General features: G+C 50.2%; 16 protein-coding genes. 6 read left to right on the forward strand and 10 right to left on the reverse strand.

Features of this window, described 5'->3' with window-relative positions; genetic code table 11:
* Positions 1–74: 74 nt before the first annotated feature.
* From G367_RS0107910 to G367_RS0107955, 10 genes are all read right to left on the reverse strand, one after another.
* Positions 75–344 (reverse strand): HPr family phosphocarrier protein, encoded by a 270-nt coding sequence (locus tag G367_RS0107910; protein ID WP_020412578.1) that lies wholly within the window; start codon positions 342–344, stop codon positions 75–77.
* Positions 345–368: 24 nt separating this feature from the next.
* Entirely contained in the window at positions 369–1,226 is an 858-nt protein-coding gene (gene rapZ, locus G367_RS0107915; protein WP_020412579.1) for an RNase adapter RapZ, read from the reverse strand.
* Between the two features lie 133 nt (positions 1,227–1,359).
* The gene (gene ptsN, locus G367_RS0107920; RefSeq protein ID WP_020412580.1) at positions 1,360–1,821 is read right to left on the reverse strand and encodes a PTS IIA-like nitrogen regulatory protein PtsN; all 462 of its coding nucleotides are present in this window, start codon (positions 1,819–1,821) and stop codon (positions 1,360–1,362) included.
* A 3-nt stretch (positions 1,822–1,824) separates the two neighbouring features.
* The gene (hpf, locus tag G367_RS0107925; RefSeq protein WP_020412581.1) at positions 1,825–2,115 is read right to left on the reverse strand and encodes a ribosome hibernation-promoting factor, HPF/YfiA family; all 291 of its coding nucleotides are present in this window, start codon (positions 2,113–2,115) and stop codon (positions 1,825–1,827) included.
* Positions 2,116–2,302: 187 nt separating this feature from the next.
* Complete coding sequence (locus G367_RS0107930) at positions 2,303–3,760, reverse strand: RNA polymerase factor sigma-54 (protein ID WP_020412582.1); 1,458 nt, start codon at positions 3,758–3,760, stop codon at positions 2,303–2,305.
* Positions 3,761–3,951: 191 nt separating this feature from the next.
* Entirely contained in the window at positions 3,952–4,677 is a 726-nt protein-coding gene (lptB, locus tag G367_RS0107935) for an LPS export ABC transporter ATP-binding protein (protein ID WP_026304998.1), read from the reverse strand.
* A gap of 99 nt (positions 4,678–4,776) precedes the next feature.
* Entirely contained in the window at positions 4,777–5,253 is a 477-nt protein-coding gene (gene lptA / locus G367_RS0107940; protein ID WP_245556673.1) for a lipopolysaccharide transport periplasmic protein LptA, read from the reverse strand.
* Between the two features lie 58 nt (positions 5,254–5,311).
* A complete protein-coding gene (gene lptC, locus G367_RS0107945; protein ID WP_020412585.1) occupies positions 5,312–5,878 on the reverse strand; it encodes an LPS export ABC transporter periplasmic protein LptC in 567 nt (188 codons plus the stop codon).
* Positions 5,878–6,417: a KdsC family phosphatase gene (locus tag G367_RS0107950; protein WP_020412586.1), complete on the reverse strand. Its 540-nt coding sequence runs from the start codon at positions 6,415–6,417 to the stop codon at positions 5,878–5,880. The genes lptC and G367_RS0107950 overlap by 1 nt, the downstream gene beginning before the upstream one ends.
* 60 nt (positions 6,418–6,477) lie before the next feature.
* A complete protein-coding gene (locus tag G367_RS0107955; protein WP_020412587.1) occupies positions 6,478–7,449 on the reverse strand; it encodes a KpsF/GutQ family sugar-phosphate isomerase in 972 nt (323 codons plus the stop codon).
* A gap of 391 nt (positions 7,450–7,840) precedes the next feature.
* On the opposite strand from G367_RS0107955, the gene G367_RS0107960 reads away from it, so the two are divergent.
* The 6 genes from G367_RS0107960 to G367_RS0107985 all read left to right on the forward strand — a co-directional run bounded on the left by G367_RS0107960 (position 7,841) and on the right by G367_RS0107985 (position 13,348).
* The gene (locus tag G367_RS0107960) at positions 7,841–8,494 is read left to right on the forward strand and encodes an MlaC/ttg2D family ABC transporter substrate-binding protein (RefSeq protein ID WP_020412588.1); all 654 of its coding nucleotides are present in this window, start codon (positions 7,841–7,843) and stop codon (positions 8,492–8,494) included.
* An 87-nt stretch (positions 8,495–8,581) separates the two neighbouring features.
* A complete protein-coding gene (locus G367_RS0107965; RefSeq protein WP_020412589.1) occupies positions 8,582–8,815 on the forward strand; it encodes a BolA family protein in 234 nt (77 codons plus the stop codon).
* 42 nt (positions 8,816–8,857) lie between these two features.
* Positions 8,858–10,120, forward strand: coding sequence for a UDP-N-acetylglucosamine 1-carboxyvinyltransferase (murA, locus tag G367_RS0107970; RefSeq protein ID WP_020412590.1), 1,263 nt, complete (start codon positions 8,858–8,860; stop codon positions 10,118–10,120).
* A 58-nt stretch (positions 10,121–10,178) separates the two neighbouring features.
* On the forward strand, positions 10,179–10,808 hold the full coding sequence (gene hisG, locus G367_RS0107975) for an ATP phosphoribosyltransferase (protein ID WP_020412591.1): 630 nt from the start codon (positions 10,179–10,181) through the stop codon (positions 10,806–10,808).
* Between the two features lie 21 nt (positions 10,809–10,829).
* On the forward strand, positions 10,830–12,137 hold the full coding sequence (gene hisD, locus G367_RS0107980) for a histidinol dehydrogenase (protein ID WP_020412592.1): 1,308 nt from the start codon (positions 10,830–10,832) through the stop codon (positions 12,135–12,137).
* 47 nt (positions 12,138–12,184) lie between these two features.
* Positions 12,185–13,348 (forward strand): hypothetical protein, encoded by a 1,164-nt coding sequence (locus G367_RS0107985; RefSeq protein WP_020412593.1) that lies wholly within the window; start codon positions 12,185–12,187, stop codon positions 13,346–13,348.
* Positions 13,349–13,391 lie beyond the last annotated feature (43 nt).

Below are 13,391 nucleotides of genomic sequence, written 5' to 3' on the forward strand. Positions count from 1 at the left end.
CTGAGGTCGCTTGGGATAAGTGGCGATTTTATGCCCATGGCGGGACTCTATCTAGAGGGGGCTATTTTTGCAAACTACTCGGCTTCGCCAAAGCGTTCTGATACCAAATCACTAATAGCGCTCACTGCATCGTCTTCGTCACGGCCTTCAATCTCCAATTCAAGTTCCGTTCCCTTACCAGCGGCTAGCAGCATAAGCGCCATTACACTCTTTCCGTCGACTGATTTGCCCTGGCAGTGTACTTTGACATCTGCAGAGAATCGCGCAGAGGTCTGGGCGAACTTACTGGCTGCGCGGGCGTGTAGACCGAGCTTGTTGATAATGGTGAGGCGCTGTTTTTGCATAAGTGCGTCTAAGTTAATTGGATGTTACTTCTGCTCACGATGCCGGATCTGAACGTTATTAAACTGTTTTGAAAAAATCTTGGCCAACTGCTCCACCATATATACAGAGCGGTGGCGACCGCCAGTGCATCCAATGGAGATGCAGGTATAACTGCGATTGCTTTTTTGGTAGGAGGGCAACCAGTTATTCAGGAAGCTGGTGATATCCGCCTGCATTTTACCGGTTTCAGGGTGGCCTTGTAGGTATTCGGCAACCTCGGGGTCCAGGCCGGTTTTCTGTCTCAGGCTTGTCTCCCAGTAAGGGTTTGGCAGGCAGCGTAAGTCAAATATCAGATCCGCATCTACGGGAACCCCGTATTTAAAGCCAAAGGATTGGAAAAGGATTGCCATGCTCTCTGACTTTTCACCTACTACCCGGTTTTTCACGAGTCCACGTAGCTCGTGCAAACTGAGATTGCTGGTGTCTATCACCATGTCCGCCATCGCAGAGATCGGTGTGAGTAGTTCCTTTTCCTGGTTGAGTGCTTCTAGTAGGTGGGTGCAGTCATTGCTAAGAGGGTGTTTCCGCCGGGTTTCACTGAAGCGCTGAACTAACACTGGTTCACGGGCGTCGAGGAAAATAACATCGCACTTTACGCCGTTTGCACGCAGGGATTCAATTACCCGTGGGGCCTGTTTGATATCCTGCCAAAGATTTCGGGCGTCGACGCCAAGAGCCAGCTGAGTATCCCCTTCTGCCGGTTGCTCGTGAACCCTTTTGACCAGTTCTGGTAGCAGGCTGGTCGGTAGGTTGTCAATACAGTTAAACCCTTCGTCCTCTAATAACTGAAGGGCAGAGCTTTTTCCGGAACCAGAACGGCCGCTGATAATAACCAAGCGCATGGGTGTCCCCTTTCTAAGGTCTGTGTATCACTGATTTTTAAAATAACTGCATTGTGATTGATAGTGACAGAGTGGTTGTCATCAACATTAGCATTTAACTTCAGTTTACCCATGGGCTGGTTCACTACCTGGATCACGCGGCTGCAGCGCTATCTATGGCAAGTGCGTAGAGTTCGTCGCTGGTCTTGGCCTGGCGTAACTTATCTCTTACTACGCTATTGGAAAATAGCGCTGCTATCTCGGCCAGAGTTTCTAAATGCTGCTGTTCCGCATCCTCGGGGACTAGTAGAACAAATAACAAATCAACAGGCTGGCGATCGATGGCGTCAAAATCAATTGCAGGCTCAATGGTACAGAGAACGCCAATTGGTTCTTCACAACCAGGCAGACGGCAGTGGGGGATCGCAACCCCCTCCCCAATTCCAGTTGATCCCAAGCGTTCTCGGGCAATCAATTGGTTGAAGATGGTATCGGAGTCATGTTGCGGGTATTGTTCGGCAATAGCCTGGGCAATATTGAGCAATAATTTTTTTTTGCTACTCCCCGCCAGATGGCAAAGGCTCAGGCGGGGAGAGAGTAAAGCTTCCAGTGTCATAGTTCAGCGGTGGTTCTGCAACTTCTCTTTGTGCTTCTTCAGTTGGCGGTCCAGCTTATCAGTCAGAGCGTCAATGGCCGCGTACATATCCTTGTCTTCCGAGCCGGCACAGAGGTCGTGACCATTTATATGTACTCTGGCCTCTGCTTTTTGGATCAATTTTTCGACGGATAGGATAACCTGAGCGTTAGTAATATTGTCGTAATGCCGAGAGAGCTTCTCCAGCTTGCTTTCGCAGTAGCTGCGCATTGGTGAGGTAACATCGACGTGGTGACCACTAATGTTGATCTGCATGGATTTCTCCTAATCGGGTGCATCACATACCGGCACGTCTCCCTTTCGGGTCGCAACCCTACTAGGAAGTGGCCCAGAATGGAAGGATACACTCAAAGTTTGGAGTTTGGTTGCAGAGGGGTGAAGTGTGGTGCCAACGAGTTTGTGACCCAGGTTCTTAAGTTGGTCTAAAAATCATATTTGTGGATCAGACCAGGCGTTTTCGCTCACTGGAAGAGGGAATTCCCATGGATTCCCGGTATTTTGCTACAGTGCGTCGCGCTACCTTAATGCCTTGCTGATCCAGTTCCTGGGTGATTTTGTTATCTGAAAGGGGCTTGCGAGGCGTTTCCGCATTTATAAGTTTGCGAATTAATGCACGAATAGCAGTGGAAGAGGCGTCTTCGCCAGAATCAGTGCTTACATGACTGGAGAAAAAGTATTTCAACTCAAAAGTTCCGCGAGGAGTGAGCATGTACTTTTGAGTGGTTACCCTGGAAATAGTAGATTCGTGCATGCCAATGGCTTCAGCTACATCCGCCAGTACCATAGGGCGCATGGCCTCAGGTCCCTCTTCAAAGAATCCCTGCTGTTTTTCCACGATGCAATTGGCGACCTTGAGCAGAGTCTCGTGACGGCTCTGTAGGCTTTTTAAAAACCAACGTGCCTCCTGTAAGTGGTCGCGCAGGAAGTTGTTATCTCTGGAGTTGTCTGCCCGCTTAACCATGGAGGCATAGTGACTGTTAACGCGAATTCTGGGGGTGATCTCCGGATTTAAGTTTGCCTGCCAGCCTAGCTCCCTACGTGAAACAATAATATCCGGGGTCACATAGGTGGCTTCCTGCTCAGCGAATCTCTCACCTGGATTAGGATTCAGGGTTTGGATCAGCCGGATGACCTCGCCCAGTTGGGCTTCATTTAGACGTGTGCGCCGACTTAACTGACGGAAATCCCGCTTGCCGAGAAGGTCAAGGTGGCGCTGGATAATACACTGGGCCTGTTTTAACCATGGAGTCTCACTGGGGAGCTGCTTTAACTGCAGTAATAGACACTCTTGTAAATTACGCGCTCCGCACCCAGCAGGCTCAAATTGCTGGATAGCCCTGAGCACAGCAAGCACCTCATCCTCCCCAACAGAAAGGGAGTTTGCAATTTCATCAAGAGGTGTGCATAGCAAACCATTAGGTTCTATGCCATCTATCAGATTTTCTCCGATTGATTTGTCCAGCTCGGAGAGGGTGGTCAGGTTGAGCTGCCATCGCAGGTGATCCTGTAGACCGTCCGTAGAGGTATTGCGCTCAAAACTGGGGTCTTCGCTCTCGGTGCTACCGCTGTGGCTGGTGTAGACGTCATCCCAGCGTGAATCTACGGGAAGCTCTTCAGGAATGCTTTGACTCCAGTCACTCTCGATGAGATCCCGCTCCTCTACGGTATGCTCAGTAGGGGGGGTGGCCTGTTCGTTAATAGGCTCCGCTTGTAGCTCTGAGATATCTGCGCTGGAAGCTATTTCGTCAGTTTCAGCCTCCAGCATCGGGTTGCTATCCAGGGCGGCTTGGACTTCCTGTTGTAAGTCCAAAGTCGAAAGCTGCAATAGGCGTATTGCCTGTTGCAACTGAGGTGTCATGGTCAGCTGGGTACCGAGCTTTAGTTGAAGAGACTGCTTCATATTGGGGTGCTGCAGGCTGAGATCACATGGAGGTATAAATAACCTCAGATGGCGCAGACTACCCCGGCCTAAAAAGTATTACAAGCAATAAGCATGCCGGTTAGATTGGCTGCCTTATTGTTAAGTAGCTCTTTCGGCGATTAATTTTGTCAATATTCAAGATGTCTGGTGACAAATGTAGCGATCTGTCTCTAAATGGTAAATTCATGTCCCAAATAGACTTCGCGTACCTGCTGGTTGGCCAGCACCTCATCTGGAGTGCCCGCTGCAATAATATGACCCTCACTAACGATATAGGCAGTCTCGCAGATATCCAGCGTCTCTCGCACGTTGTGATCGGTAATTAAGACGCCGATTCCACGATCTCGCAAATGGCGGATTATCTCCTTGATGTCATTGACGGAAATAGGGTCCACCCCAGCGAAAGGTTCGTCCAGCAGTACGAAGCTGGGGTTTGTTGCTAGGGCGCGGGCAATTTCTACCCGACGGCGCTCCCCGCCAGAGAGGGCCATTCCCAGACTGTTTTCAATATGTGTGATATTGAACTCCTGGAGTAGCTCCTGTGCTTGCTGTTGGCGCTCGGCGCGGGTTAAGTCTTTGCGGGTTTCTAGGATGGCTAGGATATTATCCCGAACGGATAGGCGGCGAAAAACAGAGGCTTCCTGGGGGAGGTAGCCAATTCCCTTTCTGGCGCGGCCATGCATGGATAGCCGGGTTATATCCTCATCATCGATCAATACCTGACCAGCATCAGCCTGGACCAGGCCAGCAATCATATAGAAGCATGTGGTTTTACCTGCACCGTTAGGCCCGAGGAGGCCGACGACCTGTCCGCTAGAGACACTGACGGATACGTCCTGAACGACTTTTCTTTTCTTGTATTGCTTGGCTAGGTGTAACGCCTTCAGCGTTGGCATAGTATTTACCGAAATCTGTCCATGTTGCGAGCACAAACGCTCGCCGGTGAAGAGGGTGATAGATGAAATCTTTACTTTTTACGACTCTGGGTAATGTCTTTACTGGCTGCCGTCGTTGCTTGGAGTCTGGCTTCCATCTTTTTTCTCTGGCTGCCAGATCATCTCTATCCGTTTGCCAGCTTGACCCTGGGCGCTCATTTGTTCGGTAGTTAGGTCGTAGTCAATTTTCTCTGCGGTTAAGGTGTTGCCGTCACGATCTACGTAGGCCTTCCCGGTAAGTTGTAGCTCTTCAGAGGCGACTGCATATTCGATGCGCTGAGCCCGTGCTTTTATCGGGTTCTCGCCTTCCAGTATTTTCTGTTGGAAGCGTGCAGGTTTGCCTAAGGCAATAACACGACTGATTTCCTTTTCCGGGGTGAAATAAACCTCTACTCGGTCCGCCTCTATCTTTAAAGAGCCTTGGGTTATCACTACGTTATTGTTATAAACCACTAGGTTGCTGCTTAAACCCGCATTCATCGCATCCGAGCTAATATTAATGCGCTGTTGGCGGTCTTCGGGGAGTGCGTTTGCCATTGACGTCGCAATCAGAAGCATGGTGAACGCGGAACTCTTGACTAGGTAGTGGCAAAGTTTACTTGGGATCATAGTTACTCTTTACATCGGATAGGATTTCCACCCGGTCTTCATTCAGGTATGCGCGCATTCCCTTTCCTTTAGTCTGGTTAGGACCCGAGCTAATAGTAACAATTTTGTCTGTTTCGGCGAATTCCTTATCTGGCAAAATAGTGATGCTTGATGTCTCCAGTTTGATACCACCAGGAGAAGGGAGTTCATCAATTTCTACATCACCACTTAAAACAACACGCTCACCACGGTTATATGCTGCTCCCTGCCTGGACTCAGTGCGCCACTTCGGCTGGTCTTCCTGGAAGAAAAGCATTCGAGGCTCGGTGAGTTCGGCCCTGTCTCGGCGCTTGAACTGGTAATAGGTAATTTGTTCTGCATCAACTCGGTAGGCTAGATTTCCTTCCTCATTAAAATGACGAGTTTTGGCATCGCGGATTATCAAATCGGCAGCACGGCCCTGTTGTTGAGGCGTTGGACGGATTCCCAGCAACTGCTCCGGAGGGCTTTCGGAAAACCAGAGTCCTGCGCTGATGAGCGCTACCACAAATAAAAGTGGCAACCAGGTGCGCATCACTGCTCTCCGATATAAGGTGCTAAGGCTGCGTCAAAAGTACCCTGGGACAGCATGATGCGATCACAGACTTCACGGACAGCGCCCTCGCCACCTCGGGAACTGGTTATCCACAAGGCGCGGTCTTTCACAGGAGGAGCAGCATTGGGGGGTGCGATAGGGCAACCAATATGCGTCATCACCAGCAGGTCCGGGTAGTCATCGCCGATATACGCAATATCTTCAAGGCGACAGGGCTCATCAGCGAGTAGCTCTTTTAGTGCTGCAAATTTGTCTTCCCGGCCTTGGATCAGCTTTTTAATACCTAGGTCATGAGCGCGGCGTTCGACTACGCTGCTGCGCCTGCCTGTGATGATGGCTACTCTCACTCCAGAGTTCTGCAGCATTTTAATTCCATGTCCATCCAGTGTATTGAATGTCTTGAGCTCATTACCACTATTGTCAAAATATAGTTTGCCATCGGTTAGGACTCCGTCCACATCCAAGACCAACCAGCGCACCTTTTTAAGTGCAGAATTCAATTCTTTTTCAGAAATCACCGGGTATTCCTTACATGCTGTGATGGGCGATATTTTTTCGCTCAGTAACTTTTGATTATCTCAGATTACTCCGGCGCGGAGAATATCGTGCATATGTAATACGCCGATTGGGAAGTGTGCTTCGTCTTCTACGACCAGTGCAGTGATTTTGTAGTCTTCCATGATCCTCAAAGCTTCAGCAGCCAGGGTATCAGCTGAGACTGTTTTAGGTCGGCGGCTCATCACCTGTTCCATAGTGGCTATGTCCAACTCTATTTTTTGGTCAATAACACGGCGTAGGTCACCATCAGTGAAAACTCCGAGAAGTTCTCCTTTGGGGTCGACAATAGTTGTCATTCCGAAGCCTTTACTGGTCATCTCTAATAGGGCCTGGGATAACAAAGTATCAGTATGTACCTGGGGCAACTCATCACCTGCATGCATTACATCTTCTACTTTTAATAGCAGGCGTCTTCCCAGGGCACCGCCTGGGTGGGAGAACGCAAAGTCTTCTGCAGTAAAGCCTCTGGCTTCTAATAAGGCTACAGCCAAGGCATCGCCCATCACCAATGTGACAGTCGTTGAGGAGGTGGGGGCTAGATTCAGGGGACAGGCTTCAGTTTGTACAGCAATGTCCAGGTTGACGTCGGCCGCTTGGGCAAGGGGGGAGTCTCTTTTACCCGTCATACTGATCATTGGAATACTGAGTCGCTTCAGCAATGGAAGCAGAGTCAGCACCTCTGCGGATGAGCCTGAATTGGAGATGGCAATTACCAGATCGTCGCGGGTTATCATTCCCAGGTCCCCATGGCTGGCCTCGCCTGGGTGAACGAAAAAGCTAGGGGTGCCTGTGCTGGCCAGTGTGGCCGCCATTTTACGGCCGATATGCCCGGATTTCCCCATGCCGGTAACAATAGCGCGTCCACGGCATTGTAAAATCATTTCACAGGCGCGTTGAAACTCACCGTTGATTCTTTTTTCCAGTTCAGCAACGGCTTCCACCTCCATGCGAACGGTACGCCGTCCTGCTTGTAATACTAAATCTTGGGTCATTGAGTACCTCTGGTTAAGCACTTTTGTTTGTCGGGGGTATTGGTCAAAGTAGTTCTTCGCCTATGGCGCCTAAATTCACTTGCCAGGCTCTGGCGCCGGTGGCTTTGACCAGGTCACGGCTGTTGTCGTGCTAATCTATATTATTAGCGGATGGCTGGCTCTGTAAGAGTTCAGAAATTGGCTCAGGGGCATTAAATGACACGCTCGCACACCGCCACAACTCCGGGCGCGGCCATGGTATAGTCTGCCGCCGCTGCTGTCAGCTCTGTCACTCAAAGGACGATCGACAAGGCCTCAGGGGTTCCTATGGGACTTAAGGGCAGTGGCATCGTCATGGCACTTATTAAAGCCATGTGCGTCCAAGGAATGATTTGCTAATTGGAGATTATTTGTGAATACATCATTTTGGGCTGGTCGGTACGATTTTTCCCGGTGGCTTAGTTTTTTACTCTTCGCGGTAGTGGTTTCTGCTGTGGCTCCTGTGGCACACGCCAACCAAAATCCCTATAACATGATCGAGGGGGTTTCCCAAAAGTTGCTGGGTGTAATTAAGACAAATTCTCAGTACGCTAATTCTGACCCCCAGAGATACTACAGTGCGGTTGAGGGCGTTCTGGACCCAGTGGTGGATTTTGATTTTATTGCGCGTGGTGTTATGGGGCGTTATGCCAAGCAGGCCACGGCGACGCAACGCTCCCGCTTCACCAGTACATTCCGTCGTGACCTGGTGGCAACCTTCGCACGTGGTGTGGCAAATTTTGGTAATTTGGACGTGAAAGTTGTCAATCCTGGAACCCTTCCCTCTGGAAATCGGGTTAATGTTTTACAGGAAGTGCGCAGTGAAGAAGGCATCACCAAAGTATCCTATACCCTGGTACGTAATCGTGCGGGACAGTGGAAGTTGATTAATGTCATTCTGAATGGCGTCAATCTGGGCAAAACTTTTCGCAGCCAGTTTGCCCAGTCCATGCAGACCTACGGTGATATCGACAAGGTCATATCCAACTGGTCTGCTGGTGAAGATGTTGTCGATAAGGTGAGCTAGTTAGCGAACTTGGGGCGCGCAGCTGCGCGCTTTCCCCGATTCAAGTACACTTGCGTGCTGTTTTTTAACTCAACGCAAATCCCGCCTATGCAACCAGATGAAATCAAAGCCCTGATTGAGGGTCATATTCCCGAGAGTAATGTCGATGTCACTTTTGAAGGCAGTCACCTGCTGGTAACTGTGGTCAGTAGTGCCTTTGAAGGTTTGAGCCGCCTAAAAAAGCAGCAGCTTGTTTATGCAGCGCTCAATGAAAAAATTGCCGATGGTACTCTTCATGCAGTACAGATGCAGACACTTACTCCAGAAGAAGCCAGTCGTTAACCTGTCACTGTGAAAACAGCGACTCCCGAAATATGAGACCGAATGGATAAGTTAATAATAGAGGGCGGCAGCCCTGTATCCGGTACACTGCGAATTTCCGGCGCGAAGAATTCTGCGCTGCCTATTTTGGCTGCTGCCCTGTTGGCAGATGGCCCGGTACATATTCACAACCTGCCGCACCTTAATGACATCACCACTATGATCACCCTACTGCGCTGCATGGGTTGTGATGTCACAATTGACGAAAAGCTAGGTGTAGAGATAGATCCCCGTTCAGTCAATGACCTGACAGCACCCTACGAACTGGTAAAAACCATGCGGGCATCAATACTCGTGTTGGGGCCATTATTAGCTCGCCACGGGGTGGCAAACGTGTCTTTTCCCGGGGGATGCGCTATCGGTAGCCGTCCCGTAGATATCCATCTCAAGGGGCTGGAGGCTATGGGCGCCGAAATCGCAATTGACGGTGGTTTTATCCGTGCGCGTTCCAACGGCCGCCTCAAAGGTGCCAATATCGTCATGGAAAAAGTGACTGTGGGCGGCACTGAGAACTTGCTAATGGCCGCGGTGTTGGCGGAAGGTACAACCGTTCTGCACAATGCGGCGAGGGAACCCGAGATTGTCGATTTGGCAGAATTCCTGATCGCCATGGGCGCGCAAATTGAGGGTGTAGGCACTGATACTTTACGTATTCACGGAGTTCCAAAGTTAGCTCCCTGTACATTCACTGTCATGCCCGATCGCATTGAGACAGGCACCTTTCTGGCGGCTGCTGCAGCTGCACGGGGTAAAGTACGTTTATTGCACACTCGTGCTGATATTCTTGATGCCGTATTGCTTAAGTTTGAGGAAGCTGGTGCGCACTTGAGTTGTGGGGATGACTGGATTGAGCTGGATATGAAGGGGAATCGCCCCAAGGCTGTTAGCTTTCGCACGGCACCTTATCCGGCATTTCCCACAGATATGCAATCTCAGTTTACTGCGATGAATGCTGTGGCTGAAGGTAAAGGAGCAGTGGTTGAGACCATTTTTGAGAATCGCTTGATCCAGGTGCATGAGTTAAACCGCATGGGAGCCAATATTACCCTGGAAGGTAATACTGCTTTTGTTACTGGTGTGGAGAAGCTTAAAGGGGCTCCTGTAATGGCCTCTGATTTGCGTGCCTCGGCCAGTCTGGTAATTGCGGGTATGGTGGCTGAGGGTACTACTACTGTGGATCGTATCTACCATATTGACCGTGGCTATGAATGTATTGAGGAAAAATTACAGCAGCTGGGGGCGAATATTCGCCGCGTACCCGGTTAAAGGGAAACTCGCCGCCTCTTTTCTTGAGGCGGCTGCCAGAAAATAATCCGGCCTTATCATGACTATGCAAATCACTATCGCTCTGACCAAGGGGCGAATCTTGCAAGAAACCCTACCATTGCTCGCTGCTGCAGGGCTGGAGCCACTGGAGGACCTTGGCAAGAGTCGTAAATTGATTTTCCCAACCAACTGTGACGGTATTCGCCTGTTACTTCTTCGAGGTGTCGATGTGCCTACCTATGTGCAGCATGGCGCTGCGGATATGGGAGTAGCTGGTAAGGATACCCTGCTCGAGCATCATTCAGATGGCATCTATGAGCCTCTGGATTTGGGAATTGCTCGTTGTCGCCTCATGGCTGCTGGTGTGAAGGGTGCAACTTTGCCTAGCGGTCGGATTAAAGTGGCAACTAAGTTTGTGGAGAGCGCCAAGCGCCATTACGCTGCCAAGGGGCGTCAGGCAGATATCATCAAATTATATGGTGCAATGGAGCTGGCTCCACTAATGGACCTGGCTGATGAGATTGTAGATATTGTCGATAGCGGAAATACCTTGAAAGCCAATGGCCTGGAGGCTCGTGAGACTATTGCGCATATTAGTAGCCGTCTGATTGTCAATAAGGCAGCCATGAAGATGAAGTACAAGCCTATCAGCAACTTGATTGAGAAGCTGGCAGCGGCAGTTGCATAAAGTGAAAAAGTCTAGGAAATCATGACTAAAAAGAGTATTCGCCGGCTGAATGCCACCGCTGATAATTTTGATACAGAGTTGAAGCAGCTTCTGTCCTGGGAGACGGTGGCTAGTCAGAGCGTTGAGGCGACTGTTGCGGAGATACTCCAGCAAGTACGCAATTGTGGTGATGCTGCCGTCATCGAATATACCAATCGTTTTGACAGTCGCGAGTTAACCTTGGCGGAAGAGTTTGCACTTGACTCATCCGATTTATTTGCAGCACTTGAGCGTATTGGTGCTGATGAGCGTGAAGCTCTGGAGACTGCCGCACAGCGAGTGCGTGAATATCACAAGCATCAGCGGCAGGAATCCTGGCGTTATACCGAGGCTGATGGGACTGTACTTGGCCAACAAATTATGCCGATGGAGAGGGTTGGTATCTACGTACCCGGTGGTAAGGCCAGCTACCCGTCGTCCGTATTAATGAATGCGATTCCGGCGAAGGTTGCGGGCGTCGATTCCGTCATCATGGTAGTGCCCGCTCCTGAGGGGGTACTTAACGATCTGGTTCTGGCAGCTGCGGCAATCGCAGGTGTTGACAGGGTGTATACCATTGGTGGGGCTCAGGCTGTAGCTGCTCTTGCTTATGGCACTGAGACAATTCCTGCTGTGGATAAGATAGTGGGTCCCGGCAATGTTTTCGTTGCCGCTGCTAAACGCGCGGTGTTTGGTCATGTAGCCATTGATATGATTGCGGGCCCTTCGGAGATATTGGTGATTTGTGATGGTGCTACCGATCCCGATTGGATCGCTATGGACCTTCTATCTCAGGCTGAGCATGATGAGCAGGCCCAGTCGATTCTGTTGTGCCCGAATGTGGCATTCCTGGACGCAGTGGAGGCCTCCCTGCAGCGCCAGTTAACCGACCTGCCAAGAGCAGAAATTGCGGCTAAGTCCCTCGCTGATCGTGGGGCTTTGATACTGGTTGACTCTGTGAAGCAAGCATTGGAAATTTCCAATCGCATAGCTCCTGAACATCTTGAGGTTTCTGTGGCAGATCCAGAGTCCCTTCTCCCACAAATTCGCAATGCCGGTGCAATTTTCCTGGGGCGCTATACTGCTGAAGCTTTGGGAGATTATTGTGCGGGTCCTAATCATGTGCTGCCAACCAGTGGAACTGCACGTTTCTCGTCGCCACTGGGTGTGTATGATTTCCAAAAGCGCAGCTCTGTTATTTATTGCTCTCCTGAGGGCGCCGATAAACTCGGCCGTGTTGCCGCTACTCTTGCTCGTGGTGAAGGCCTTGAGGCCCATGCGCGCTCGGCCATCTATCGGGTAAAGCGTTAAGTTGCCAGCTTGCCCTCTTGTGCAAATAGTTTGTCGGAAGGCATAAGATGAAAAAAACACTTCTGTGCTTTGTCGCATTACTGGTTGTCGCCTGTGCGACAACCAATGACTTCGTAGTTGCCGATTATATGCAGGACCCACAGAGTCTGCCGCCTGTCACTTTGTTTGCCAAAATACCAGAGCCAGACTTTGAGCGGCGCTGTGATGAGTTTGCCAATGGATCTCTTCTTAAGCACTGCCAGTTCGATGTGATTGATTATCAGGAGTTGCACAGGGAGCTCGAGAGTTCGGGCATTTTTGATTTGGTCCTGCTGGGTGAAGATGAAGTTCCGTACCAACTGCTCATTACTTCAGCTGGATATTTGGAGGAGGGAGCAGAGGATATCGGTGGGGCCGTAATCGCAGGTGCAACGATGATGCTGGCTCCCTTGAGTACGAGCCGTGATATACATATTGATGCAACACTCACCTGGCACGGCCTGCCATTAAGGCGCTATCAGTTTGAAATTCCATTTACATCAAGAATAAGTCTACTCACCCCAGCCGGAAAGGCCGATCGGGATCTTGCAAAGGCAGTTGCATCAGAGTTGATATCTCGCTTGCAGCAAGATCAGGTCATGGCCCCAGAGTTACTTTTCCAAACGATAGAGGCCAGTGACTATCACCAAACTCTCAATTTACCGGAGTCAGTAGGAGAGTATGTAAGCAATCCTTTAGTTCTGGCTAATCATCCCCTTTATGGTGCGCAAACTCGTTATGTGCACCGTCAGTTTCACTTTGACTCTGTGGATGTTTTCGTTTATCCGATACCTAACTGGAATTGGGAAGACCCAAAGTCAGCGCAAATTCGAGAGGTCGAAAGGATTCGGCGGGAATTGGCTCTAGTTGAAAGGGAGGCGCGTTGGCAATCCCTGGATCTCGGTGAAGAGGTTTCTGAAATCTGGAGTGTTCATGGAGAGGCGACTCCGGTAACACGTCTTTCCGGTCATTTCCTTGCAGCAGATGGGGAGCGTTTTGACACACACACTTACCTGTTTGTGCGCAAGGATAAATTTATCAAGGTTCGTGCTTCTTTTGCCGGAGTGGGGAGGAATAGGGCGGAGGTGGAGGCATTTGCTCGTGGGTTAATTGCGAATGCAGGTGTTCCTAGTGAATCCAAGTTTATGGCAAAAGTTCGTGCGAATTGGCGTGATAAGCAAGTGGTTAATTAACCTGAATTGAAAGAGGCGGTTTTCTTTTGACCGCCTCATATGG

The organism is Microbulbifer variabilis ATCC 700307 (assembly GCF_000380565.1).
Classification (GTDB): domain Bacteria; phylum Pseudomonadota; class Gammaproteobacteria; order Pseudomonadales; family Cellvibrionaceae; genus Microbulbifer; species Microbulbifer variabilis.